17 protein-coding genes, 2 tRNA genes and 3 rRNA genes are annotated in these 24,896 nt (G+C 56.8%); 4 read left to right on the forward strand and 18 right to left on the reverse strand.

The window, feature by feature from the left end:
• Positions 1 to 57 precede the first annotated feature (57 nt).
• From mksB to mksF, 3 genes are read left to right on the forward strand one after another with little or no spacing between them, the layout of a single operon-like run.
• Positions 58 to 1,335 (forward strand): Mks condensin complex protein MksB, encoded by a 1,278-nt coding sequence (mksB, locus tag ACA070_RS26100; protein ID WP_497448898.1) that lies wholly within the window; start codon positions 58 to 60, stop codon positions 1,333 to 1,335.
• Positions 1,325 to 2,038 carry an Mks condensin complex protein MksE gene (gene mksE, locus ACA070_RS26105; protein WP_497448899.1) on the forward strand — a complete coding sequence of 238 codons (714 nt, stop codon included), beginning with the start codon at positions 1,325 to 1,327 and terminating at the stop codon, positions 2,036 to 2,038. The genes mksB and mksE overlap by 11 nt, the downstream gene beginning before the upstream one ends.
• Entirely contained in the window at positions 2,035 to 4,875 is a 2,841-nt protein-coding gene (gene mksF / locus ACA070_RS26110; protein WP_438657682.1) for an Mks condensin complex protein MksF, read from the forward strand. Before mksE ends, mksF begins: the two co-directional genes overlap by 4 nt.
• Positions 4,876 to 5,080: 205 nt before the next feature.
• Here mksF and ACA070_RS26115 read toward each other — a convergent pair whose 3' ends face one another.
• The 15 genes from ACA070_RS26115 to ACA070_RS26185 all read right to left on the reverse strand — a co-directional run bounded on the left by ACA070_RS26115 (position 5,081) and on the right by ACA070_RS26185 (position 20,568).
• Positions 5,081 to 7,384: a PqiB family protein gene (locus tag ACA070_RS26115; protein WP_497448900.1), complete on the reverse strand. Its 2,304-nt coding sequence runs from the start codon at positions 7,382 to 7,384 to the stop codon at positions 5,081 to 5,083.
• A complete protein-coding gene (locus tag ACA070_RS26120) occupies positions 7,377 to 8,000 on the reverse strand; it encodes a paraquat-inducible protein A (RefSeq protein WP_131063243.1) in 624 nt (207 codons plus the stop codon). The genes ACA070_RS26115 and ACA070_RS26120 overlap by 8 nt, the downstream gene beginning before the upstream one ends.
• On the reverse strand, positions 7,987 to 8,646 hold the full coding sequence (locus tag ACA070_RS26125; protein ID WP_497448901.1) for a paraquat-inducible protein A: 660 nt from the start codon (positions 8,644 to 8,646) through the stop codon (positions 7,987 to 7,989). The genes ACA070_RS26120 and ACA070_RS26125 overlap by 14 nt, the downstream gene beginning before the upstream one ends.
• A 148-nt stretch (positions 8,647 to 8,794) precedes the next feature.
• A 5S ribosomal RNA gene (rrf, locus tag ACA070_RS26130) occupies positions 8,795 to 8,910 on the reverse strand.
• A gap of 187 nt (positions 8,911 to 9,097) precedes the next feature.
• Positions 9,098 to 11,989, reverse strand: a 23S ribosomal RNA gene (locus tag ACA070_RS26135).
• 249 nt (positions 11,990 to 12,238) lie between these two features.
• Positions 12,239 to 12,314: transfer RNA gene (locus tag ACA070_RS26140), tRNA-Ala, on the reverse strand.
• Positions 12,315 to 12,341: 27 nt separating this feature from the next.
• Positions 12,342 to 12,418 (reverse strand) — tRNA-Ile (locus ACA070_RS26145).
• An 82-nt stretch (positions 12,419 to 12,500) separates the two neighbouring features.
• Positions 12,501 to 14,039: ribosomal RNA gene (locus ACA070_RS26150) — 16S ribosomal RNA — on the reverse strand.
• The 16S, 23S and 5S rRNA genes sit together here with 2 tRNA genes alongside, the layout of an rRNA operon.
• Before the next feature lie 292 nt (positions 14,040 to 14,331).
• Positions 14,332 to 14,511 (reverse strand): hypothetical protein, encoded by a 180-nt coding sequence (locus ACA070_RS26155; RefSeq protein ID WP_497448213.1) that lies wholly within the window; start codon positions 14,509 to 14,511, stop codon positions 14,332 to 14,334.
• A gap of 72 nt (positions 14,512 to 14,583) precedes the next feature.
• A complete protein-coding gene (gene msrQ / locus ACA070_RS26160) occupies positions 14,584 to 15,204 on the reverse strand; it encodes a protein-methionine-sulfoxide reductase heme-binding subunit MsrQ (RefSeq protein ID WP_497448902.1) in 621 nt (206 codons plus the stop codon).
• Positions 15,204 to 16,217: a protein-methionine-sulfoxide reductase catalytic subunit MsrP gene (gene msrP / locus ACA070_RS26165; protein ID WP_497448903.1), complete on the reverse strand. Its 1,014-nt coding sequence runs from the start codon at positions 16,215 to 16,217 to the stop codon at positions 15,204 to 15,206. The genes msrQ and msrP overlap by 1 nt, the downstream gene beginning before the upstream one ends.
• Positions 16,218 to 16,280: 63 nt before the next feature.
• The gene (pssA, locus tag ACA070_RS26170; RefSeq protein WP_010467638.1) at positions 16,281 to 17,138 is read right to left on the reverse strand and encodes a CDP-diacylglycerol--serine O-phosphatidyltransferase; all 858 of its coding nucleotides are present in this window, start codon (positions 17,136 to 17,138) and stop codon (positions 16,281 to 16,283) included.
• A 145-nt stretch (positions 17,139 to 17,283) separates the two neighbouring features.
• Positions 17,284 to 18,300 carry a ketol-acid reductoisomerase gene (gene ilvC / locus ACA070_RS26175; RefSeq protein ID WP_007948647.1) on the reverse strand — a complete coding sequence of 339 codons (1,017 nt, stop codon included), beginning with the start codon at positions 18,298 to 18,300 and terminating at the stop codon, positions 17,284 to 17,286.
• Positions 18,301 to 18,349: 49 nt separating this feature from the next.
• Entirely contained in the window at positions 18,350 to 18,841 is a 492-nt protein-coding gene (ilvN, locus tag ACA070_RS26180; RefSeq protein ID WP_003205610.1) for an acetolactate synthase small subunit, read from the reverse strand.
• Between the two features lie 2 nt (positions 18,842 to 18,843).
• On the reverse strand, positions 18,844 to 20,568 hold the full coding sequence (locus tag ACA070_RS26185; protein WP_497448904.1) for an acetolactate synthase 3 large subunit: 1,725 nt from the start codon (positions 20,566 to 20,568) through the stop codon (positions 18,844 to 18,846).
• A 399-nt stretch (positions 20,569 to 20,967) separates the two neighbouring features.
• Here ACA070_RS26185 and ACA070_RS26190 point away from each other — a divergent pair, with 399 nt between their 5' ends.
• A complete protein-coding gene (locus tag ACA070_RS26190) occupies positions 20,968 to 21,381 on the forward strand; it encodes a DUF4124 domain-containing protein (protein WP_497448905.1) in 414 nt (137 codons plus the stop codon).
• Positions 21,382 to 21,431: 50 nt separating this feature from the next.
• Here ACA070_RS26190 and ACA070_RS26195 read toward each other — a convergent pair whose 3' ends face one another.
• From ACA070_RS26195 to mrcB, 3 genes are read right to left on the reverse strand one after another with little or no spacing between them, the layout of a single operon-like run.
• Positions 21,432 to 21,767: a YqcC family protein gene (locus tag ACA070_RS26195; protein WP_497448906.1), complete on the reverse strand. Its 336-nt coding sequence runs from the start codon at positions 21,765 to 21,767 to the stop codon at positions 21,432 to 21,434.
• On the reverse strand, positions 21,767 to 22,501 hold the full coding sequence (locus tag ACA070_RS26200) for a tetratricopeptide repeat protein (protein ID WP_497448907.1): 735 nt from the start codon (positions 22,499 to 22,501) through the stop codon (positions 21,767 to 21,769). The genes ACA070_RS26195 and ACA070_RS26200 overlap by 1 nt, the downstream gene beginning before the upstream one ends.
• A 16-nt stretch (positions 22,502 to 22,517) precedes the next feature.
• The gene (mrcB, locus tag ACA070_RS26205; protein WP_497448908.1) at positions 22,518 to 24,842 is read right to left on the reverse strand and encodes a penicillin-binding protein 1B; all 2,325 of its coding nucleotides are present in this window, start codon (positions 24,840 to 24,842) and stop codon (positions 22,518 to 22,520) included.
• Positions 24,843 to 24,896 lie beyond the last annotated feature (54 nt).

Here is a 24,896-nt window from a genome sequence, read left to right on the forward strand (position 1 = left end):
ATCGGTCCCGATGCAGTACAATCGCGGCTTTTAATCGCCAACCAGCCGGCCATTCCGATGATCGAACCCAAGCGCGTCTTGCGCGCCCTCGCTGAACACTGGGCACTTCTGGAGCCATTGTGCGAGCACTTCGACCAAGGCACCTTGAGCCTCAACGAACTGCGCACCCAACTGGGCGCCCAGCAACTGGACAGTACGCCGCAGGACATCACCAGCCTGCTGGACGTGTGGATCCGCCTCGACATTCTGGTACCCGTGGCGAAAAGCCCGAACCGTTTCGAACTCAACGCGCAGATCCACGACTTCCTCGCTTACCTGCGCCGTGAGCACCGTCTGGGCCTGTGCCTGGAAATCGAAGCCTATTTGCGCCATCTCGAACGCCTGGCCGGTTACATCCAGGACGCCTTCGACATCCGCGACGGCCACGATCTTGCGCGTCAACTGCGTCTGCTGGACATGCGCGTGCGCGACGTTCTGAAGAAACTCGCCAACGACGAACAGGCCCTGGTGGCCGTCGCCGAACGCGCCAAGACCAGCGACCGGCAGATTCCGCTGCGACAGCGTTACGCTGAAGTGCTCGCAACCTGGGACGAATACGTTGAGCCGATGATTCAGTTGGTGAACGCCGACGGCGCCTTCGAGCAAGGCGTGCGCAAGGTCGAAAACGTCTTGCTGAAAATGCTCACCGAGCAGCAGCGACTTGGCCATCTGGTCGACGACGACATGCTGCTGCGCACCCACGCACGCATCCTCGAAATGCAGACCAGCGCCCAGCTGACCCTGCGTCATGCCCGCGAACTGCTGCTGCCGCTGCGTGAAGAAGCCCGTCGTCACAACGCCGTGACCCGTGGCGCTGCGCTGGCCTTGTCGGCCATCCGTCGCAAAGGCATCGATGCGGTGCCGCAAGCCGCGATGCCGATGTTCACCCGGCCGCAAAGCACCTTCCTCGGCAGCGCCAGTCAGGTCGAAGCCTATGTGTACGCGCTGGCCCGTTTCGAACCAAAACCGGCGCGTTTTCCCAAGGCCCACAAAACCCAGAAAGGCGAAGCACCGCGCGCGCCACGCACGGTTCGCGAAATGCTCGAACGCTGCGAAGACGCCCTGCCGATGCCGGACCTGATGACCTGGTTGCTGGAGCAGGAACCGGACGGCGCGACCGACGAATTGCTTTACTGGTTCTCGCGCCTGTCGCGGGAAAAACGCTTCAAGCGCGAGCGTCTGGAACGCCGCGATTACCACACTCATGAGCACCAGGTCAGCCTGCGCTCCTTCGCCCTGCTCTCGGCCCGCGACAGCGCCGCCGAGGATTCTGCGAGCAACTCACATGCATCTTGATCTATCCGAACTGTCCCAACTCGCGCCGATCTTTCGCGAGCTGTTCAAGGGCTACCACGTCAGCCGCCGCGACCCGGAGCTGTACGCGCAACTGTCGAACTTCCAGGACCAGTACCGCACGCTGTTCAGGGCGCTGGGCTATGAGTTGGTCTGTGACACCCGTGGTTTCTACTACTTTGTGCCGGACCTGGCCGCTGCGGCGGTGAACAAGACTGCGCAACGCCTGGCGCTGTTCACCTTCATCCTCGTCGAACATTTGGCCGACCAGGGTCGCGACCCGGTCGCCGTGCTCGACGGTGGCAGCCTCGGCCGCGATGAATTGCCGTCGTTGCTGGAAAAGTACCGCGACCTGTTCATCCAGGCCGAAGTACAGACCGTCGAAGAACTCGAAGAAAAAATCATGCGCCGCATGACTCAGCTTGGTTTTGCCGGCGAAGAAAACGGCATCTACCGTTTCCTGCCGCCGATGCACCGTTTCCTTGATGTCTGCCTTTCGGTTCAGCAGGACCGCGATCTGGCGGCCAGCCTGCACAGCGTCTTGCCGCTGCCGGTTCCGGTACTGATCGATGACGACAGCGATGAAAAACTGCTGCAAACCGATGACCCGCTGGATCTCAGAGAATTTGAGGTAGAGAGCGAAGAAGAAAGCGAAGAAGACGCCATGGCCCGCGCCATTGCCGAAGAACAGGAGACCGACGCATGAGCAAGGAACGCTACGGCATTCGCCGCTTTGCCCTTTTGAACACCGCCGGTTACAGCCTCGGCCTGTTTCCGCTGGAAGAACCGTTGTCGGTTTACGGCGCGAACAACCTCGGTAAATCCGCATCGATCAACGCGTTGCAGTTCCCGATTCTGGCGCGCATGTCGGACATGAGTTTCGGCAAGTACAGCCTGGAACAATCCCGACGTTTCTACTTCGCCTCGGACACCAGCTACATCCTGGTCGAAGTCTCGCTGCCCCATGGGCCGCACGTGATCGGCGTGGTCGGTCGCGGCCCGGGCGGTGGTTTCGGTCACCAGTTCTTTGCCTACGCCGGCAAACTGGACCTGGCGCATTACCAGAAAAACGACACTTGCCTGCGGCAGAAAGAGCTGTTCACCAACCTTGAGCGCGAAGGCCTGAAAGCCTACGAATTGAAACCGGATGAACTGCGCCGTTTGCTCGTCGGCGGTCACACCTCGATCCCGCTGGACCTGACGCTGATTCCACTGCGCTCCACCAGCGAGCAGAGCCTGAAGACCTTCCGCGCGCTGTTCATCAACCTGCTGCACATGCGCGAAATCACTGCGGCCAAGCTCAAGCAGCTGTTCCTCGACGCCTTCGAACACAGCCTGCGTTCCGGCAGCGTCGATTACATTGCCGCGTGCGAAGAAGCGTTCCGCGATGTACGACGCATGGAGCAGGACTACAACTCGCTGGTCACCGCCGGCCCGTTGGTTGAAGCCCTTGCGGCAGGCGTGACCCAGCGCAATATCCTGCGCGGCAAACTGCACCGGATCTCGCCGCTGCTCGATTCGTTGCTGGGCACCTGGTCGGACTACGCCAGTGCGCGCAAGGAAGAGCTGACGATTCAGGCCGAGCACTACCGCAACGAGCAGGACGCGCTGCAAAACGATCAGCGCGGCGGCACTCAGGAGCTGATGCGTCTGGAGCGGGAAATTACCGGCATCCAGCGCTGGCTCGGCGAGTTGTCGGTGCTCAAGCATCGCTTCGCTTTGGTCACAGACGTCAAAGTGCTGGAGCAACAACTGCTCGCGGCCAAGGATGCCCACGATGAACTGGCCGGTGCGCTGGCCCAATCGCGGCAGTTCTCTGCCGAAGACCTGGAAGAGCGCTTGCGGGATCTGGAAAAACGTCTGAAGTCGGTGAAGCAGCAACTCGATCACGCCGACAACAACAGCTACGCCCGTCTGCGCGAAGAGTTCTCGCAACAGGACGTCGAGCGTCTGATGCGTCTGTTCAACAGTGCGCTGTTCAGCCTGCCGCTGGGTGAGCACGGCATTACGCTGGACGAGGACGGCAAGTGGGTCAAATCTTTGGAGCTGATCCTCGATGGCTTCAAAGGTGAGCGTTTCGACGTGCCGGGCCTGTCCATCGACATCTCGCACATCGAGCCTCCGGCGCTGCAAGCCCTGGCTGACCGCGCCGCATTGCGCGATCAGAAGGAGCGTCTGGAAAAAGAACTCAAGCAACTGAAAACCCAAGCGGCCGTGGTCGCCGACCGCGCCGCGAGCAAGACCCAGACCGAAGCGCTGTACCAGCAAGTACTGGATGCGCAGAAAGCCCTGGAAGATTTCCGTCGCGCGCAAACCCTGAGCGCCGAGGAAGACGACAAGCTTGAGCAATTGGCGCAGATGGAGGCGGCTCAGGAAGAATTGAAGCGTTCCAGCGACGCCTTCACCGAGCGCGTCCAGCAACTGTCGGCCAAGCTGCAACTGGTTGGCCGGCAGATCGGCGACATGGAAGCCAAGCAACGCACCCTCGACGACGCCCTGCGCCGCCGCCAGTTGCTGCCGGCTGACATGCCGTTCGGCACGCCGTTCATGGACCCGATCGACGATTCCATGGACAACCTCTTGCCGCTGCTCAACGACTATCAGGATAGCTGGCAGGGCTTGCAGCGCAGCGATGGCCAGATCGAGGCGCTGTACGCTCAGGTCCGCCTCAAGGGCGTGGCCAAGTTCGACAGCGAAGACGATATGGAGCGTCGCCTGCAACTGCTGATCAACGCGTATGCGCACCGCACCGACGAAGCCCTGACCCTTGGCAAGGCGCGGCGTGCAGCTGTGACCGACATCGCCCGGACCCTGCGCAACATCCGCAGCGACTACGACAGCCTCGAGCATCAATTGGCGCTGTTCAACCGCGAGATCAACAAGCGTCAGGTCTCCAACCTGCAGAGCTTTCGCATCGTGCTTGCGCCGAACAAGGAAGCGCTCAAGCACATCGACCAGATCATCCATAGCGCCGGCCAGTACGAAGAAGGCGAAACCCTCTCCGTGTTCGACCTGAGCCAGAGCGCCGATCAGGACAACAAGAACGAAGAGGCCAAGGAGTATTTGGCGCGGCTGGTGGCGGCGAACCACAACCAACTCGGCCTCAAGGACTTGTTCGAACTGGCGTTCGAGATCACCAAGGTCAACGGTCAACCGGTGATCCACACCGACATCGACGGTGCAGCCTCCAACGGCACGACGATGACCATCAAGGCGCTGACCAACATGTACTTGTTGCTGCACTTGATGGACCGCGACCAGGCCGGTCGCGTGCGTCTGCCGTACTACCTCGACGAGGCAGCGGATATCGATGAGAAGAACCAGGCAGCGTTGCTGGAAACCAGTCTGCAACTGGGCTTCGTGCCGATCCTGGCGAGTGTGAAGCCGCAGGTCTGCGCCAGTGTAGCGATTGACCTGGAAGGTGGCAGCGGGCCGAACGGTATCTACATTGATGAGGCGGACTGGAAGTACATCCGTCGGCATGATGAGGTGAAGGCTGTGGTTAACGTTGAAGCGGATGAGCCGGAGTTGGATGCGGTTTGATTTGCGTTAATCGAAGGTAATAAAAAAGGCCGCGATCCAATGGATCGCGGCCTTTTTTGTGGAAGCCTTTCGGTGAATTTCAGGGCCTCATCGCGAGCAGGCTCGCTCCCACATTTCGTGGGTCTGATCACATTTTCTGCGTTCGCAGCAAATCCTTTGTGGGAGCGAGCCTGCTCGCGAAGGCGTCATCCCGGACACCAACACACTATTTGCCGATTGCGATTTTCGGCGCCCAGGTCAGCCACTCATCCTCAAACTTGTCGAACAACGGGAACGTCTGCTCAGGCCGCGCCGGGCTGCCCATGCGATCACCCTCCGGCGTGGCGAAGGCGATGCCGCCCTGAATCAGCGTTTCCAGAGATTCAGTTCGCACGGTCGCGCCTTTGAACAAGCCGTAGTCGAAACCAAAACCGCTGGTGTTCCAGAAGCGCGTGCCGCTGCGCACCAATGGCGCGTACTTCGGCTCGATCAGAATGTGGACCAACACACGATCAGCGGTCTGGCCCAATTCATAGCCCGTCACTTTGCCCACCGTGACCTCGCGATACGTCACCGGCACACCGGTCTTCAGCGAACCACGGCGCGCGGCGCTCAGGACCAGACTCAACCCGGCTTCCTGTTTGGCCGACTCCGGTGGAGTGGCCAGAGCGACGAAGTTCTTCTGCGGGCCGAGGTTTTTCGCTGCCGGTTGCACTTCGATGTATTGCCCAGTCACCAGCGTTTCAAGGTTAGAGGTCTTGATCAGGCCAAGCTCAGGCTTGACCACCCAGAACTGACTGCCAACCCGGGCAATGCGCTCTGGTACTTCGGTGATTCGTGCGGTGAGCATCACCGATTGCAGGTCATCACTGAGGTCGACATCTTCGATCTTGCCGACATCCAGGCCTTTGAATCTCACGGGGGTGCCGCTGTGCAAGCCATCGGCACGGTCGACCTTGATCGTGACCACGGTGCCTTTCTGATTGGCTTCCTCATGATTGGCGAACAGGCGGAAACGCGGAATGCGCTTCTGCAACGGCGCCTTGGCTTCCGGTGTTTCGAAAGCGATACCGCCGGCCATCAGGCTTTGCAGCGACTCGCTTTTGACCTGGATTCCGCCGGTCAGTCCGCCCGTGAGCGTGATGCCGCTGGCATTCCAGAAGCGTGTCGACGCATTGACCAGACCTTCGTATTCCTTCTCGATGTGAACACCGATCACAAGTTGTTTCTTCTTCTTGGAGAACTGATAGCTTTGGACCGAACCGACTTTGACCTGCTTGTAGAGAATCGGACTGCCGACTTCCAGCGAACCCAGGTTTTCGGTGAACAACACCAGGTGTAGGCCTGGCGAACGCAGGTCCAGCGGCGGCGCCTTGGGTCTGGCCACAAATTCACGTTGCGGCGCGGCCCCTTTGTCACCCGGTCGCACGGCAATGTAGTTACCTTTGACCAAGGCTTCCAGTCCGGTGATACCGGCAAGGGAAATCGACGGTTTGACCACCCAGAACTGAGTGCCTTCGACCAGGTAATCCTCGGCCAGTGGATCAAGGGTCAATTCGGCGGTGGCGGCATTCAGGTCCGGATCGACCTTCAGCGCTTTCAGGTTGCCGACCTGAATGCCTTTGTACATGACCGGTGTACGGCCGGCCTGCAGGCCTTCGAAATCGCTGAGTTTGACCTTGACCCGGATACCGGCCGCGGCAGCATCGAAGTCTTCGTAGAGACGGAACGGCAGGCTCGGATCGGTGGGCGGGCTGTCCTTGCGGTTTTCAGGTGTGGCGAATGCGATACCACCGGCGACGATGCTGGCAAGCGATTCACTGCGCACTTTCACACCGGACAGGTTAGCGTCGATGCTGATGCCGCTGGCGTTCCAGAAACGTGTGTGTTTGCGCACCAGATTGGCGTAGGTGGGCTCGATGAATACTTTGAGTTCGACGGTGCTTTGGTCTTCCGACAGCAAGTAGCTTTTGACCTGGCCGACTTTGATCTGCTTGTAGAACACCGGACTGCCACGGTTCAGCGAACCGAGCCTATCAGCCTTGATGGTGAGGTGCAGGCCAGGCTTGGCGTCCGACAGCGGGGGCTCTTCGGCGAGGGCCTTGAATTTGCGAACAGGTTCACCTTCGCCGGGACTGACGGCGACGTAGTTCCCCGACACGAGGGTTTCCAGCCCGGTGATACCGGCCAGGGTCACGCTCGGTTTGACCAGCCAGAAGCGCGTGCTGGTCTTGAGGTATTGCTCGACGTCCTTGTTCATCTCAATGGTGGCGATCACGCCTTTTGAGCTGCCTTCGTCATCGAGTTTGAGGGTTTTCACCTTGCCGACAGACATGCCTTTGTAGACCACCTCAGTCTTGTTGGCCTGAATGCCTTCACCGCTTTCGAAACGCACCTGAATCTCGATGCCGGTTTCGTTGTAGGCACGCCAGCCGAGCCAGCCGCCGATGATCAAGGCGATCAGGGGCAACACCCAGATGGCAGACCAGTTCGAGGCCGGTCGGGTTTTAGCTGTAGGCAAATCAGTCATGGTCGTCGTCCGACTCCGTGTTATCCCAAATCAGTCGGGGATCGAAAGTAACTGCGGCAAGCATCGTCAGAATCACCACACTGGCGAAAGCGATGGCGCCAAGATTGGCTTCGACGCTGGCAAGCCGTCCGAAATTCACGACCGCCACCAGGATGGCGATCACAAAGATGTCCAGCATCGACCAGCGGCCGATGAACTCGATAAAGCGATACATCCAGATTCGTTGACGTGCCGAGAGTGGCTGGCGGCGTTGTACTGAAAACAGCAGCAGCGCGATGCCCACGAGCTTGAACGTTGGTACCACGATACTGGCGATAAAAACCACGGCGGCGATGGGAATCATGCCGTGCTGAACCAGCTGGATAACACCGGACATGATGGTGCTGGGATCGCCCTGCCCCAGTGAGCTGACGGTCATGATCGGCAGCACGTTGGCCGGGATGTAGAGAATCGCTGCGGTGACCAGCAACGCCCAGGTACGCACCAGACTGTTTGGACGACGGGCGTGCACCAGCGCTCCGCAACGGGTGCAGGTCTGCTCGTCGGTGTCAGCTTCCTGCTTGTTCAACTCATGACATTCGGTACAAATCAGAATGCCTGCATCAATCGCCCGCATGGGCATCCTCTCCTGACAAAGCCTGCCAGATCTGATGAGGCGACATCACAACCTCCAACCAGACCTGGACCAACAACAAACTGATAAAGCATGCCAAACCAAGACCTACGGTAATGGCTGCCATATCTGCCAGTTTTACGATCGCCACCAGTACGCCCATGAGGTAAACCTCAAGCATCCCCCAATCTCGTAGGTGGTGATAAATACGGTAGAGCAGCAAGCCATAGCTACGTCCGATATCAAAGCGAATGCTTAACAGCACGGCCAACTGGCAGAGCAGTTTGAGCAGCGGGATTCCCATGCTGCACAGGAACACAACCACCGAGACGCCTTGCATGCCGGTATCGAACAGACCGACAACACCGGTCCAGACAGTGTCCTGCGACGATTGCCCGAGTAGATTGAGCTGCATGATGGGTAAAAAGTTCGCCGGGATGTACAACAACAGCGCGGCGATGACCAATGCAAGACTGCGCTGCACCACATTGTGCCGATGGGCGTAGAGTTCGTAACCGCAGCGCGGACACAGGGCTTTCTCGCCAGGGGCGAGTTCGGGCTTGCGCATCAGCAAGTCACACTCATGGCACGCCACCAAATCGTCCAGCGGTAATTCTGACAGCCCGGGGGCGTCAACCGGTTCTGACATAAAGGCTCTGGCCTCCGAAAAAGTTGGACCTATTCTAGTGTCATGAATCGAAAATAACTGTGCAAATTTGTGTTGTAACTTTCGGAGTACTTTTCTTCGGAAAAAACAAAACCCCAACTGCTTTCGCAATTGGGGTTTCGGAATTTAATCTTGACGATGACCTACTCTCACATGGGGAAACCCCACACTACCATCGGCGATGCATCGTTTCACTGCTGAGTTCGGGATGGGATCAGGTGGTTCCAATGCTCTATGGTCGTCAAGAAATTCGGTAGCCAGGTCGTGGGCCTTTGCAGGTTCACGCTCCAGCGAATGGGTATGTGACAGCTTTTGGTGTTTTGTGCTGCTTTTGTGAGTACAGTCGAACTTTCGGTTCGTTTCGTCTTCACACACCGCAATCTGGCGCTCTTTCGCTTTTCAGCTCGAAGCAAGCAAATTGCTTGGGTGTTATATGGTCAAGCCTCACGGGCAATTAGTATTGGTTAGCTCAACGCCTCACAGCGCTTACACACCCAACCTATCAACGTCGTAGTCTTCGACGGCCCTTCAGGGGACTCAAGGTCCCAGTGAGATCTCATCTTGAGGCTAGTTTCCCGCTTAGATGCTTTCAGCGGTTATCTATTCCGAACATAGCTACCCGGCAATGCCACTGGCGTGACAACCGGAACACCAGAGGTTCGTCCACTCCGGTCCTCTCGTACTAGGAGCAGCCCCTCTCAAATCTCAAACGTCCACGGCAGATAGGGACCGAACTGTCTCACGACGTTCTAAACCCAGCTCGCGTACCACTTTAAATGGCGAACAGCCATACCCTTGGGACCGGCTTCAGCCCCAGGATGTGATGAGCCGACATCGAGGTGCCAAACACCGCCGTCGATATGAACTCTTGGGCGGTATCAGCCTGTTATCCCCGGAGTACCTTTTATCCGTTGAGCGATGGCCCTTCCATACAGAACCACCGGATCACTAAGACCTACTTTCGTACCTGCTCGACGTGTCTGTCTCGCAGTCAAGCGCGCTTTTGCCTTTATACTCTACGACCGATTTCCGACCGGTCTGAGCGCACCTTCGTACTCCTCCGTTACTCTTTAGGAGGAGACCGCCCCAGTCAAACTACCCACCATACACTGTCCTCGATCCGGATAACGGACCTGAGTTAGAACCTCAAAGTTGCCAGGGTGGTATTTCAAGGTTGGCTCCACGCGAACTGGCGTCCACGCTTCAAAGCCTCCCACCTATCCTACACAAGCAAATTCAAAGTCCAGTGCAAAGCTATAGTAAAGGTTCACGGGGTCTTTCCGTCTAGCCGCGGATACACTGCATCTTCACAGCGATTTCAATTTCACTGAGTCTCGGGTGGAGACAGCGCCGCCATCGTTACGCCATTCGTGCAGGTCGGAACTTACCCGACAAGGAATTTCGCTACCTTAGGACCGTTATAGTTACGGCCGCCGTTTACCGGGGCTTCGATCAAGAGCTTCGCGTTAGCTAACCCCATCAATTAACCTTCCGGCACCGGGCAGGCGTCACACCCTATACGTCCACTTTCGTGTTTGCAGAGTGCTGTGTTTTTAATAAACAGTCGCAGCGGCCTGGTATCTTCGACCGGCATGGGCTTACGCAGTAAATGCTTCACCCTCACCGGCGCACCTTCTCCCGAAGTTACGGTGCCATTTTGCCTAGTTCCTTCACCCGAGTTCTCTCAAGCGCCTTGGTATTCTCTACCCAACCACCTGTGTCGGTTTGGGGTACGGTTCCTGGTTACCTGAAGCTTAGAAGCTTTTCTTGGAAGCATGGCATCAACCACTTCGTGTTCTAAAAGAACACTCGTCATCAGCTCTCGGCCTTAGAATCCCGGATTTACCTAAGATTCCAGCCTACCACCTTAAACTTGGACAACCAACGCCAAGCTGGCCTAGCCTTCTCCGTCCCTCCATCGCAATAACCAGAAGTACAGGAATATTAACCTGTTTTCCATCGACTACGCTTTTCAGCCTCGCCTTAGGGACCGACTAACCCTGCGTCGATTAACGTTGCGCAGGAAACCTTGGTCTTTCGGCGTGGGTGTTTTTCACACCCATTGTCGTTACTCATGTCAGCATTCGCACTTCTGATACCTCCAGCAAGCTTCTCAACTCACCTTCACAGGCTTACAGAACGCTCCTCTACCGCATCACCTAAGTGATACCCGTAGCTTCGGTGTATGGTTTGAGCCCCGTTACATCTTCCGCGCAGGCCGACTCGACTAGTGAGCTATTACGCTTTCTTTAAAGGGTGGCTGCTTCTAAGCCAACCTCCTAGCTGTCTAAGCCTTCCCACATCGTTTCCCACTTAACCATAACTTTGGGACCTTAGCTGACGGTCTGGGTTGTTTCCCTTTTCACGACGGACGTTAGCACCCGCCGTGTGTCTCCCATGCTCGGCACTTGTAGGTATTCGGAGTTTGCATCGGTTTGGTAAGTCGGGATGACCCCCTAGCCGAAACAGTGCTCTACCCCCTACAGTGATACATGAGGCGCTACCTAAATAGCTTTCGAGGAGAACCAGCTATCTCCGAGCTTGATTAGCCTTTCACTCCGATCCACAGGTCATCCGCTAACTTTTCAACGGTAGTCGGTTCGGTCCTCCAGTTAGTGTTACCCAACCTTCAACCTGCCCATGGATAGATCGCCCGGTTTCGGGTCTATTCCCAGCGACTAGACGCCCTATTAAGACTCGCTTTCGCTACGCCTCCCCTATTCGGTTAAGCTCGCCACTGAAAATAAGTCGCTGACCCATTATACAAAAGGTACGCAGTCACCCAACAAAGTGGGCTCCCACTGCTTGTACGCATACGGTTTCAGGATCTATTTCACTCCCCTCTCCGGGGTTCTTTTCGCCTTTCCCTCACGGTACTAGTTCACTATCGGTCAGTCAGTAGTATTTAGCCTTGGAGGATGGTCCCCCCATATTCAGACAAAGTTTCTCGTGCTCCGTCCTACTCGATTTCATGACTAAGAGATTTTCGCGTACAGGGCTATCACCCACTATGGCCGTACTTTCCAGAACGTTCCGCTAATCTCAAAGCCACTTAAGGGCTAGTCCCCGTTCGCTCGCCACTACTAAGGGAATCTCGGTTGATTTCTTTTCCTCAGGGTACTTAGATGTTTCAGTTCCCCTGGTTCGCCTCTTAAGCCTATGTATTCAGCTTAAGATAACCATCTTATGATGGCTGGGTTCCCCCATTCAGACATCTCCGGATCAAAGTCTGTTTGCCGACTCCCCGAAGCTTTTCGCAGGCTACCACGTCTTTCATCGCCTCTGACTGCCAAGGCATCCACCGTATGCGCTTCTTCACTTGACCATATAACCCCAAGCAATCTGGTTATACTGTGAAGACGACATTCGCCGAAAATTCGATAATACTCAATTAAGAGCAACTCACAAATTTTACCTTAGCCTGATCCGTTACCAGTGAAAGTAACGTTCAGTCTATCTTTCTATCACATACCCAAATTTTTAAAGAACGATCTAATCAAAGACTAGAAATCAACATTCATCACCGTCTTGGTGGAATGCTCATTTCTAAGCTTTCAACAAACAGAAGCAGTAGTGGTGGAGCCAAACGGGATCGAACCGTTGACCTCCTGCGTGCAAGGCAGGCGCTCTCCCAGCTGAGCTATGGCCCCGTATTTCTACAGGTTCCCACACAAAATTGGTGGGTCTGGGCAGATTCGAACTGCCGACCTCACCCTTATCAGGGGTGCGCTCTAACCAACTGAGCTACAGACCCAATTTCGGGCTGCTTCTTATCGTCTTCTTCAATGAATCAAGCAATTCGTGTGGGAACTTATGGAGCAGCTGATGTCGTCGATTAAGGAGGTGATCCAGCCGCAGGTTCCCCTACGGCTACCTTGTTACGACTTCACCCCAGTCATGAATCACACCGTGGTAACCGTCCTCCCGAAGGTTAGACTAGCTACTTCTGGTGCAACCCACTCCCATGGTGTGACGGGCGGTGTGTACAAGGCCCGGGAACGTATTCACCGCGACATTCTGATTCGCGATTACTAGCGATTCCGACTTCACGCAGTCGAGTTGCAGACTGCGATCCGGACTACGATCGGTTTTCTGGGATTAGCTCCACCTCGCGGCTTGGCAACCCTCTGTACCGACCATTGTAGCACGTGTGTAGCCCAGGCCGTAAGGGCCATGATGACTTGACGTCATCCCCACCTTCCTCCGGTTTGTCACCGGCAGTCTCCTTAGAGTGCCCACCATTACGTGCTGGTAACTAAGGACAAGGGTTGCGCTCGTTACGGGACTTAACCCAACATCTCACGACACGAGCTGACGACAGCCATGCAGCACCTGTCTCAATGTTCCCGAAGGCACCAATCCATCTCTGGAAAGTTCATTGGATGTCAAGGCCTGGTAAGGTTCTTCGCGTTGCTTCGAATTAAACCACATGCTCCACCGCTTGTGCGGGCCCCCGTCAATTCATTTGAGTTTTAACCTTGCGGCCGTACTCCCCAGGCGGTCAACTTAATGCGTTAGCTGCGCCACTAAGAGCTCAAGGCTCCCAACGGCTAGTTGACATCGTTTACGGCGTGGACTACCAGGGTATCTAATCCTGTTTGCTCCCCACGCTTTCGCACCTCAGTGTCAGTATCAGTCCAGGTGGTCGCCTTCGCCACTGGTGTTCCTTCCTATATCTACGCATTTCACCGCTACACAGGAAATTCCACCACCCTCTACCATACTCTAGCTTGTCAGTTTTGAATGCAGTTCCCAGGTTGAGCCCGGGGATTTCACATCCAACTTAACAAACCACCTACGCGCGCTTTACGCCCAGTAATTCCGATTAACGCTTGCACCCTCTGTATTACCGCGGCTGCTGGCACAGAGTTAGCCGGTGCTTATTCTGTCGGTAACGTCAAAACACTAACGTATTAGGTTAATGCCCTTCCTCCCAACTTAAAGTGCTTTACAATCCGAAGACCTTCTTCACACACGCGGCATGGCTGGATCAGGCTTTCGCCCATTGTCCAATATTCCCCACTGCTGCCTCCCGTAGGAGTCTGGACCGTGTCTCAGTTCCAGTGTGACTGATCATCCTCTCAGACCAGTTACGGATCGTCGCCTTGGTGAGCCATTACCTCACCAACTAGCTAATCCGACCTAGGCTCATCTGATAGCGCAAGGCCCGAAGGTCCCCTGCTTTCTCCCGTAGGACGTATGCGGTATTAGCGTCCGTTTCCGAGCGTTATCCCCCACTACCAGGCAGATTCCTAGGCATTACTCACCCGTCCGCCGCTCGCCACCAGGTACAAGTACCCGTGCTGCCGCTCGACTTGCATGTGTTAGGCCTGCCGCCAGCGTTCAATCTGAGCCATGATCAAACTCTTCAGTTCAAACATCTTTGGGTTTTTAAGAAACCCTAAACTTGGCTCAGCAATCGTTGGTTACATCTTTGATTTCTCGCGGAGTAACTTGTGATGCTGATAATCTTGTTGACTATCAGTCTGACTCCACAAGCACCCACACGAATTGCTTGATTCAGTTGTTAAAGAGCGGTTGGTTAAGATCTTTCGTCTCAACCGAGGCGCGCATTCTACAGCAGCCTCTGTTGCTGTCAAGCGGTTATTTTCAGAAGTTTTCAAAGTTTCCTTTGCAACTTCAACCACTTGCGCTTCCGATCTCTCGTTAGCGGGAGGCGAATTCTACAGCGTTACTCGCTGCTGTCAACACCTCTTTTTCTCCGCTTTCGACCGAGAAGATCGAACCGTCAATCACGCCAAACAACCCTGCCTGATCAACTCCTTCTGGGCTTCGATGAACTGAAGCAACTCGCTGTCGAAAACTGCGTAACTCTTTGTTTTCCAAGGAGTTTTCCGTTTCGACTGCGCCGGAAGTGGGGCGAATTATAGACTTCCAGAATCTGCCGTCAACCCCTAATTACGCCTTTCTTGCAGAAGGAGCCTTTTTAGCTATTAAACGAGGGATTCGACGGGCAATCAGGGGAATGCGCAGCACCAATAGCAACGCCCCTATAGAGGCATAGATAGCCCATTCCTTCAGATCGGCACGAACGATCCACAACATATGCAGCAATCCAAGCCCGAGAATGACGTACACCAGACGATGCAGCTTCTTCCAGCGAACACCCAGGCGTCGCTGACTATAACGATTGGAGGTCACCGCCAATGCCAACAAACAGAGAAACCCCAGCGTCCCGACAATAATGTACGGCCGCTTGCGCAACTCGACACCCAGCTGCGACCAATCAAATCCTAGAATGAATGCCGTATAGCCGCTCAAATGCAACACCACATAAGCGAAACACCACAACCCCAGCTGTCGCCGTACAGCAATCCACCCCGCCCAGCCGGTGAGTTTTTGCAAAGGCGTCATGCTTAACGTTATCAATAGCAGGACAAGCGTCCCTAGCCCCAGCCGATCTACAAGCACCTTGCCCGGATCGGGCCCCAACACATCCTGCCAGGCCTGATACAACCAAATCAGCGGCCAGATCGCTGCAGCTATAAACACGCCAACTCGCCAAAACGGATAACGCATCAGTAGTTCTTCCGCAGATCGAGCCCTGTATAGAGAGAGGCGACTTCATCCGAGTAGCCGTTGAACATTTGCGTGTCCCGAACATTGGGCTTGAACAGACCGCTCGGCAAACGACGCTCCCGCGCCTGGGTCCAACGCGGGTGATCGACCGTAGGGTTCACGTTCGCGTAGAAGCCATATTCATCCGCAGCAATACTTTGCCATGTGGTTTTCGGCTGTTCGCTGACCAGACTGATCCGCACGATGGATTTGACGCTCTTGAAGCCATACTTCCAAGGCACCACCAAACGCAGCGGCGCTCCGTTCTGATTCGGCAGTTCGCGCCCATACATGCCCACGGCAAGAATGGCCAACGGATTCATCGCCTCATCCAGGCGCAACCCCTCTACATAAGGCCACTCGATCAAGGCAAAACCGGATCGCTGCCCTGGCATGCTTTTGGGATCTTGCAGCGTTTCAAAGCGGATGAATTTGGCCTTCGACGTCGGCTCGACCTCCTTCAGCAAAGCCGAGAGAGGAAAACCGATCCAGGGAATGACCATCGACCACGCCTCAACACAGCGAAGACGGTAGATCCGCTCCTCCAGCTGATAAGGCTTCATGAAGTCTTCCAGCGCGTACCGCCCCGGCTTACCCACCTCCCCGTCTACTACCACGGTCCAAGGCTCAGTCTTCAACGAACCGGCATTCGCGGCAGGGTCACCTTTATCAGCGCCGAACTCATAGAAGTTGTTGTAGTGGGCCGCATCCTTGAAGGGCGTGATCGCCTCATCCTTGACGTTGACCGCCCCCCATTTAGTAGAAGGAAGCTTTTCGGCAAACCAGGAAGGCGCCTTGCCAGGTTCGACATCTGCGTAACGAGCGGCATCTTCAGCACTGGCCCAACGCGGCAGAGAGCTCACGGCCAGACCGGCGGCGGCTGCACCCAATAGACTGCGTCGGGAAAGATAGAAGGATTCAGGCGTGACATCCGACTCATGGCAGTCAGACGCTTTGGGGACTTTGATCAGCATGGCAACTCCGCAGCATTGGAGGACAGATGCACCAATAGACTGCGGAGTATGAGGGAAATTACATCACTCGGCGTTTTTGTGCCGACGAAGATGCAATAGGTATTGCACCGGGCCAGACGCCGCGTAAGCGAGGAAAACCAGCAACAGAATGCGCGGCGGATCACTGAAGACCACGGCAAACACCAGCACGACAGCGAGGATCGCGACAAAGGGCACTCGCCCCTTCAAGTCCAGCTCCTTGAAGCTGTTGTACTTGATATTGCTGACCATCAGCATGCCGGCGGCTGCGACCATCAGCGCAACCAGGAACGACATCTTCGACCCCTGAATGCCGTAATCGCTGAACGCCCAGACAATCCCCGCCACCACACCTGCGGCAGCCGGGCTGGCCAGACCGATGAAGTAGCGCTTGTCCGCGGTACCGACTTGAGTATTGAAGCGCGCCAGACGCAGCGCCGCCCCCGCGACATAGATGAAGGCAACCATCCAGCCGACCTTGCCCATGTCACCCAAGGCCCAACCAAACGCCAGCAATGCCGGCGCAACACCAAAGGCGACCATGTCCGACAACGAGTCGTACTCGGCACCAAAGGCACTCTGGGTATTGGTCATACGGGCAACGCGACCATCAAGGCCGTCGAGCACCATGGCGACGAAAATCGCGATCGCGGCAAACGCGAAATACTTGCTCGCGCCAATCGAATCACCGGCACTCAAGGCACTCTGGGCGCTCATCGAGCTGATGATGGAATAAAACCCTGCGAACAGGTTCGCAGTGGTGAACAGATTCGGCAGAAGATAGATACCACGATGCCGGACTTTACGACCTTCTGCGTCGTGCCCTTCCTCGATGTGTTCATCGATGGGCAGCAGGCTTTCGGCGTCAGAAGCCTTGTTTGGCTCTTCGGGACGTTCGCTCATGGACATTACCTTGCAACGGGGTGGAAAGTTTCGACAGGTGTCTGGGACGACGGTTCGGCCGCAAACGATGCAGCTTTATACCAGAACCGGCTACCCCAAACGAAAAAACGCGGCCTAAGCCGCGTTTTCCGTACAAGTGCGCGACTTAGTTTTTAGCTTTGTCGACGATCTTGTTGGCACCGATCCACGGCATCATGGAGCGCAGTTGCTCGCCGATGATTTCGATACCGTGAGCGGCGTTGTTGCGACGCTTGGCGGTCATCGAAGGGTAGCCGGTTGCGCCTTCGCTGATGAACATTTTGGCGTATTCGCCGTCCTGAATACGTTTCAGGGCGTTGCGCATGGCCTGACGGGACTCGGCGTTGATCACTTCCGGGCCAGTCACGTACTCGCCGTATTCAGCGTTATTGGAGATCGAGTAGTTCATGTTGGCGATACCGCCTTCGTACATGAGGTCAACGATCAGCTTCAATTCGTGCAGGCATTCGAAGTAGGCCATTTCCGGCGCGTAGCCAGCTTCAACCAGGGTTTCGAAACCGGCCTTGACCAGTTCAACGGTACCGCCACACAGAACGGCTTGTTCGCCGAACAGGTCGGTTTCAGTCTCGTCCTTGAAGGTAGTTTCGATGATGCCGGTACGACCGCCACCAACGCCGGCAGCGTAAGACAGTGCAACATTTTTGGCGTTGCCCGAAGCATCCTGGTAGATCGCGATCAGGTCAGGAATACCGCCGCCTTTCACGAACTCGGAGCGCACGGTGTGGCCCGGTGCTTTCGGCGCGATCATGATCACGTCGAGGTCAGCGCGCGGAACAACCTGGTTGTAGTGGATCGCGAAGCCGTGGGAGAAGGCCAGAGTGGCGCCTTTCTTGATGTTCGGCTCGATTTCGTTCTTGTACAGAGCAGACTGGAACTCGTCCGGGGTCAGGATCATGACCAGGTCGGCAGCCGCAACAGCGGAAGCAACGTCGGTCACTTTCAGGCCGTGGGCTTCGGCTTTGGCAACAGTGGCCGAACCTTTACGCAGACCGACAGTAACGTCAACGCCGGAGTCTTTCAGGTTGCACGCTTGAGCGTGGCCCTGGGAGCCGTAACCGATGATGGCAACTTTCTTGCCCTGGATGATCGACAGGTCGCAGTCTTTTTCGTAATAAACTTTCATGAAATTCCCCTATATATCCAGGCCGTTCAGGCCGTTCGCTAATTTGGTTTTAGATGCTGAGTACTTTGTCGCCGCGAGCGATACCGGTGACGCCGCTACGGACGGTTTCCAGGATCGAGGCGGTGCCAATGGACTGAATGAAGCTGTCGAGCTTGTCGCTGGTACCGGTCAGTTGAACGGTATACACGCTAGCGCTGACATCGACGATCTGCCCACGGTAAATATCGGTGGTGCGCTTGATCTCGGCGCGCTGGGCGCCGGTAGCCTTGACCTTGACCAGCATCAGTTCGCGCTCGATGTGAGCACTCTCCGACAGGTCGACCAGTTTGACCACTTCGATCAGCTTGTTCAGGTTCTTGGTGATCTGCTCGATGATTTCATCGTGGCCGACCGTGGTCAGTGTCAGACGCGACAAGGTCGGGTCCTCGGTTGGGGCCACGGTCAGGCTTTCGATGTTGTAGTTGCGCTGCGAGAACAGGCCGACTACACGAGACAGAGCGCCGGGTTCGTTTTCCAGAAGCAGGGAAATAATATGTCGCATGATTAAGTACGCTCCGTCTTGCTCAGCCACATATCACGCATGGAGCCGTCTTTGATCTGCATCGGGTAGACGTGTTCGCCGGCGTCGACCTTGATGTCGATGAACACCAGACGATCCTTCATCGCGAATGCCTGCTCCATCATCGGCTTCAAATCCTTCAAGTCCGTGATGCGCATGCCGACGTGACCGTAGGCTTCGGCCAACTTGACGAAGTCCGGCAACGATTCCATGTAAGAGTGCGAGTGACGTGCGCCGTAGCTCATGTCCTGCCACTGACGGACCATGCCGAGCACGCCGTTGTTGAGCAGGATGATCTTCACCGGCAGGTCATGTTGCAGGCAAGTGGACAGCTCCTGGATGTTCATCTGGATGCTGCCTTCACCGGTCACGCAAGCCACGTCGGCTTCCGGGAAGCTCAGTTTCACGCCCATTGCTGCCGGGAAACCGAAGCCCATCGTGCCCAGGCCGCCGGAGTTGATCCAGCGATTAGGCTTGTTGAAGCGGTAGTACTGCGCCGCGAACATCTGGTGCTGACCTACGTCGGAAGCAATGTAGGCATCGCCCTTGGTCACTTCGTGCAGGGTTTCGATAACGGTCTGCGGCTTGATGATGCTGCCGTCCCCTTTGTTGTAAGGGAACATGTCGCGATCACCGCGCCACTCTTCAACCTGCTTCCACCAGGCAGCGACCGAATCCTTGTTAGGGGTCTCACCGATTTCCTTGAAGGTAGCGACCATTTCGGTCAATACGCTTTCCACCGGACCTACGATAGGAACGTCGGCCTTGATGGTTTTGGAGATCGAAGCCGGGTCGATATCGATGTGGATGATCTTGGCGCTTGGGCAGAACTTCGATGCGCCGTTGATAACACGGTCATCGAAACGCGCGCCCACGGCCATGATCACGTCCGCATGGTGCATCGCCAGGTTGGCGGTGTAGCTGCCGTGCATACCGAGCATGCCGAGGAACTGGCGGTCGCTGCCCGGATAGGCGCCGAGGCCCATCAAGGTGTTGGTGACCGGCACGTTCAGCAGTTGCGCCAGCTCGGTCAACGGCGCGGAGCCGTTGCCCAGAATGACGCCGCCGCCGGCATAGATGATCGGCCGCTTGGCCGCCAAGAGCATTTCCACTGCCTTGCGGATCTGGCCCGAGTGGCCACGAACCGCCGGGCTGTAGGAACGCAGCTTGGCTTTTTTCGGGAAGATGTATTCGAACTTCTCGGCCGGGTTGGTCATGTCTTTCGGGATGTCGACAACGACAGGACCAGGACGACCGGATTGCGCGAGGTAGAAAGCCTTTTTCATGATCTCCGGGATTTCCGAAGCATGCTTGATCATGAAACTGTGTTTCACGATCGGCCGGGAGATACCGATCATGTCGGTTTCCTGGAAGGCATCGGTACCGACCATGGTGCTAGCCACCTGGGCGGTCAGGATCACCATCGGGATCGAGTCCATGTACGCAGTGGCAATACCGGTAATGACGTTGGTCGCGCCGGGACCGGAGGTCACCAGTACGACGCCGGCCTTGCCGGTGGCGCGCGCATAGCCGTCAGCCATGTGAGTGGCAGCCTGCTCATGACGAACGAGAATATGTTGAACGGCTGGTTCTTTGAACAGCGCGTCATAGATATGCAATGCGGCACCACCGGGGTACCCATAGATATATTTAACGCCTTCGTCACGCAAAAAGCGGACGAGCATCTCACCGCCAGATAAAAGCTCCACGTTGTTCACCTCTAAAACGCCAGAATACCGCCCACATAAAAGGGGACGGGTCTTAATAGGTTTACTTCTCAGCAGAGCATGAGCGACGGTGGTCGCCGACTACGTCAGCACTGACTGAGCAAGTATTGGGATCGTCCCAAGTGTTGCGGGGCTTTCCCACCCAGCGCGAGGTAACGCGTTGCGGGTGTAACAGGTCGGCGCGGATGTGCGCCTCATGATCTGCTGAGTGGGCCTGCTTCTGGCAGTCCCTCTACAGCGGACTTTGGATTCTTCTGTTTCGTCCTCTGCAAGTCAAGCCGTCTATGTGCTTTATTGAAGTAAGCGCATGAGAAAGCAAGAAAAAACCGCTAAACCGCAACTGTGTTAGCTTCAATTGCGCAACTTTGGCAAGGAAATGGCATGCGAACGTTCTTCATAGTCACTTTGCTGATCAGCCCTTTGTGTTTGGCCGGTCAGATCTATAAATGGGTAGACGCCCAAGGCGTTACACACTTCGACGCGCAACCGCCGCAAGGCCAGGAGGCCACCACGGTGGTGACGCCCTCCCCGTCTGCCGGCAAACCCGCCGCAACAACGCGCAGCACGGCGATTGGCGATCAACAGGCCATCGACAACACAGTGAAAAAACAGGTCGCCGAGCAGCAAGCCCAGCTGAAGGTATTTTGTGAGCAGGCGCGAACGAATCTGGCCCAGCTGCAGAACAATCCGCGATTGCGGGAGGATGTCGACGGTGAGCTGCGCCGCCTGACCGACGAGCAACGTCAGGAGCGCACAACCGAAGCACAGAAACAGATTGCGGATAACTGCCAATAGGGACCTGCAGCTGCCTCGTTTCACTCGACAGCTGCTACAACGGATTGGAGTCAGCGAGAGGCGGTGATCAGCAGGTCGAACTCTTTGAGCAAGACCTGCAGATAGCGATCCTTACCCTGGACATCGCGGGCGGCAAAGACCATTTCGGCCATCTCCTGAATCCCCGACGCATTGGGCAGCGGCAGATCCTGTTCGAGGATGACCTTCATCCGCGGCAGGAAGATCCATTGCAGCCACTGCTCGAAATCCAGCGTATCCACCGAAAACGGTTCGACGCTGGATAACGCTTCAGCGGATGGAGAAGCGTCGTCCCACCAGCCCTGAACCCGTAGCTCACGTTCGATCAACAGCAGTTGTTCGGCAATCTTCGGGAAGCGTGCGTCCATCACAGCGAAACCTTGGCCTTCTGACGGGCCAGTGAAGCACCTTGGGAATCACCCTGCTTCTCACGCGCCTGGCCGATCAATTCCCACAGGCTGGCCTGGAGCGCCGGACGACCATTGGCCAACGTCAGGCCACGACGAGCGAACTGTTCAGCCTGGGGTGCATCGCCTTGGGCCATGCGCACCTGAGCCAGACGATAAAGCACTTGCGGCTCACGCGGTGCAACACGCTGGGCGCGCTCAAGACTGGAGGACGCACCGTTGAGGTCACCGCCGGCCTGTTGCTGCTGAGCCGTGGTCAACAACGCCAGTACCGGACCGTCCAGTTGCTCATCGGCAGACAAGCCACCGGCGCTCGACGAAGGAATCCCGCTCGGCGTCGACGGCATGCTGTAGCTGCCCTGATTGACCGGCGCCGATTGCACCGGCGAGGTGTCGATCGGCCCCGGGGTTATCGGGCCTGGCGTGATCGGCGTAGTGCTGATCGGCGCCGACGCCACTGCACCGCCACCTGGCACCATCACGACGACACCGGTGTCACCTTGTGGAATCGCCTGAGTCTGGGCTTGGACGGGACGTTTAGTCGTCGTCTGACGGAAACCGCCATTGGCCGACACACGCTCGCTGTTGGAGACAGCGCTGCCGGAATCCACAACCGGGATCGAACCGCGCTGTACGGAGGAGCAACCGCTGAGCAAAGCCACGGCGGTAACCGCTGGAATCAACCACTTGTTCACTTGAAGCCCTCTTTGCTTAATTCATCCAGCCCTTGACCCAATCCATCACCGTTTCGCCGGATGCAGGGCTTTCGCCACCGCACGCAGCGCCGGGAGGCGGTTCGCTGCCGCGAATATACGGCATCTGCACGGCACCTGGGCAGCTGCCTTCGGAACCTTGACCTGTACGCGAATCGACCCAGGCCTGAACAACATTATCCGGCTGCGGCATGTCCAGCGGCAGCGGATCGGCCTTGCGCATGAAACTGGTCCAGACCTGCAATGCACCGGTGGCACCGGTGAACGGCGTCTTGCCGTTGTCATCACGACCCAGCCACACCACGGCCAGCAAGTCCTGGCTGAAACCGGCGAACCAGCTGTCACGCGAGTCGTTACTGGTACCGGTTTTACCCGCCAGTGTCAGGGTTTTCGGCAGCACGTTATAAACCGAACTGCCGGTACCTTCACGCATGACCCGCTGCATGGCGCTCTGGATCAGGTAAATGGAGGCCGGGTCGAAACGCTGCTCAATCTGGAACGGATAACGCTTGAGCGGCTCACCTTCAGCGGTCAGTACGCTACGAATCCCACGCATCGGCGTATTGAAACCACCGTTGGCCAGCGTCTGGTACATGGTCGCCACTTCGATAGGCGTCAGGCCACCGGCCCCCAGCAGCATCGAAGGGAACGCAGGGAACTCGCGACTGACCCCAAGACGCGCCAGTGTCTTCAGGACATTCGGTACACCCACCGCCAACCCGAGACGCGCCGTCGACAGGTTATAGGAGTGAGCCAGGCCCTGGTACAGGAACACCGTACCGTGGGAACGGCGATCATAGTTCTGGGGTTTCCAGACCTGACCGTCCGCGCCTTTGATCGAAAAGGATTCGTCCGACAGCCAACTGGTCAGCGTGTACTGGCTCGGTTTCTCAAGGGCTGTCAGATACACCGCAGGCTTGATCAACGAGCCGATCGGCCGTACCGCATCCAGCGCACGGTTGAAGCCGGCGAAACTCGCCTGACGGCTGCCGATCATGGCCTGGACTTCACCGGTTTCCGGGTTGGTCACGACCATCGCCGCTTCAACTTCATCGGAACCCTTGCGCCCAGCCAGCCGTTTAAAGGTGTCATTAACCGATGCTTCGGCTTTCATCTGCAGGATCGGGTCGAAACTGGTGAAGATCCGCAGGCCTTCTTCGGTCAAGTCTTCGTCTCGGTAGTCTTCGCGCAGCTGACGTTTAACCAGGTCGAGGAAGCCCGGGAAAGAACTGTCCGCCAGCTTGCCGCGCGTCGTCACACCCAGTGGCATTTTCTTCGCGGCGGCGACCTGCTCAGCGGTGGCGACGCCTTGCTGCTCAAGCACATCGAGCACCAGATTGCGCCTTTCCAATGCCCGTTCCGGGTTGCGACGCGGGTTGTAATAGGATGGCCCTTTGACCATCCCCACCAGCATTGCGACTTGATGCAGTTTCAGCTCGGACAATGGCTGACCGAAGAAGAACTGGCTGGCCAGGCCAAAACCGTGCACGGCGCGCTGGCCATCCTGACCGACGAACACTTCATTGAGGTACGCCTCAAGAATTTCCCGTTTGTCGTAATGCAGCTCAAGCAGCATCGCCATCATGGCTTCGGTGAGTTTACGGGTCAGGCTGCGTTCGCTGGTCAGGTAGAAATTCTTCACCAACTGTTGTGTCAGCGTACTGCCGCCCTGGGTCATCTTGCCGCCAGAGGTGTTGACCCACACGGCGCGAGCAATCGATTTGGGCGACACGCCCCAGTGACTGTAGAAATCCCGGTCTTCGACGGCCACCAGGGTTTCCAGTAGATACGGCGGGACCTGATCGATTTTGATCAGAATGCGATCTTCGAGGTTTTTCGGGTAAATCCCGCCGATCAGCAGCGGCTCCAGCCGCACGACCGAAAGCTTCGAACCGTTGGTCGCCGAAAGTTCGGCCACATAGTCGCCGGAGAAGCGCACGCGCACCGGCTGGGCGTTCTCCAGGCCTTCATAGAACTGGAAACCACGGGTATTCAAGTCGACGGTGTTTCCGTTGACCGCCGCAGCGCCGGGGCCATTGCTCACGGCTTCGCGGCGATAGCCCAAGGCGTCGAGTTCGGTCAGGAAGTCTTCCTTGCTCAGCTTTTGGCCGGTGAACAGCTCAAGCGGGCGCGCATACACCTTGGCCGGGATGGTCCAGCGCTTGCCGGAGAACTTCTCCTGGACCACGGCGTCGAGGTAAACCGCGAACCCGGCGAGCACCACGAGGCCGACCAGACTGAGTTTAAGGGCCCAGCCCAGCCAGGGGCTCAAGCCCTTGGAAGGTGGTTTTTTGGGGGTACGGGGGGATCGAGTACGAGTCATGGCGGCGGATTATACGCACTTTATTCATACTCAACAGGAGCCCTCCGAGGTTTG

This window comes from Pseudomonas sp. LBUM1678 (assembly GCF_059695575.1).

Coding starts and splice junctions, on each gene's coding strand:
- mksF (WP_438657682.1), top strand. CDS start 2,035: ATGAGCAAGGAACGCTACGGCATTCGCCGCTTTGCCCTTTTGAACACC.
- ilvC (WP_007948647.1), bottom strand. CDS start 18,300: ATGAAAGTTTATTACGAAAAAGACTGCGACCTGTCGATCATCCAGGGC.
- ACA070_RS26125 (WP_497448901.1), bottom strand. CDS start 8,646: ATGTCAGAACCGGTTGACGCCCCCGGGCTGTCAGAATTACCGCTGGAC.
- msrQ (WP_497448902.1), bottom strand. CDS start 15,204: ATGCGTTATCCGTTTTGGCGAGTTGGCGTGTTTATAGCTGCAGCGATC.
- ACA070_RS26120 (WP_131063243.1), bottom strand. CDS start 8,000: ATGCGGGCGATTGATGCAGGCATTCTGATTTGTACCGAATGTCATGAG.
- ACA070_RS26195 (WP_497448906.1), bottom strand. CDS start 21,767: ATGGACGCACGCTTCCCGAAGATTGCCGAACAACTGCTGTTGATCGAA.
- msrP (WP_497448903.1), bottom strand. CDS start 16,217: ATGCTGATCAAAGTCCCCAAAGCGTCTGACTGCCATGAGTCGGATGTC.
- ACA070_RS26190 (WP_497448905.1), top strand. CDS start 20,968: ATGCGAACGTTCTTCATAGTCACTTTGCTGATCAGCCCTTTGTGTTTG.
- pssA (WP_010467638.1), bottom strand. CDS start 17,138: ATGAGCGAACGTCCCGAAGAGCCAAACAAGGCTTCTGACGCCGAAAGC.
- mksE (WP_497448899.1), top strand. CDS start 1,325: ATGCATCTTGATCTATCCGAACTGTCCCAACTCGCGCCGATCTTTCGC.
- mksB (WP_497448898.1), top strand. CDS start 58: ATGATCGAACCCAAGCGCGTCTTGCGCGCCCTCGCTGAACACTGGGCA.
- ACA070_RS26115 (WP_497448900.1), bottom strand. CDS start 7,384: ATGACTGATTTGCCTACAGCTAAAACCCGACCGGCCTCGAACTGGTCT.
- ilvN (WP_003205610.1), bottom strand. CDS start 18,841: ATGCGACATATTATTTCCCTGCTTCTGGAAAACGAACCCGGCGCTCTG.
- mrcB (WP_497448908.1), bottom strand. CDS start 24,842: ATGACTCGTACTCGATCCCCCCGTACCCCCAAAAAACCACCTTCCAAG.